The organism is Halorubrum sp. Atlit-26R (assembly GCF_003666015.1).
Lineage (GTDB): Archaea > Halobacteriota > Halobacteria > Halobacteriales > Haloferacaceae > Halorubrum.
The window spans coordinates 1-446 of record NZ_QPLT01000525.1 but is presented as its reverse complement, the minus strand read 5'-3'; the positions used below and the strand labels follow the sequence as shown (position 1 = coordinate 446).

2 pseudogenes are annotated in these 446 nt (G+C 74.9%); both read left to right on the top strand.

From position 1 onward, the window contains the following. Positions 1–105, top strand: a pseudogene (locus DVK07_RS21780) (ATPase); the annotation flags it as partial. A 5-nt stretch (positions 106–110) separates the two neighbouring features. Continuing rightward, positions 111–446: pseudogene (locus DVK07_RS21775) on the top strand (DUF58 domain-containing protein); the annotation flags it as partial.

Sequence of the window (446 nt, the reverse complement as noted above, 5' to 3'; positions counted from 1 at the left end):
CAACGCGAGGTGCGGAGCGTCTGGGCCCACCGCATTCGGACGCCCGACGAGCGCGCCGGCCGCGACGTGGTCCAGCGGGCGCCCGACACCGTCCCGGTCGAGTGAGACCGATGCGGCTCACCCTCCGCGGCTGGGTCGCCGTCGCGGTCGTGGTCGTCGGCGTCGCCAACGCCGTCGCCTACGGCCCGCGGGCGCTCAACGCCGTCGTCGTCCCGGTCGCCGTCGGCCTCGTCGTCGGCGCGGTGCAGGTCTGGCGCGTCTCGCCGCCCCGCACCGAGCGCGTCGCGCCCGACGACGGCTTCCCCGGCGAGACCCACACCGTCTCGCTCGATATCGACGTCGACCGGCCGTTTCCGGCCACCGTCTCCGACGCCCTCTCGCCCGGTCTCGACGGCGACACCGCGGTCGATTCGGTCGTCGGTGACGGCCGCATCGACTACGAAGTG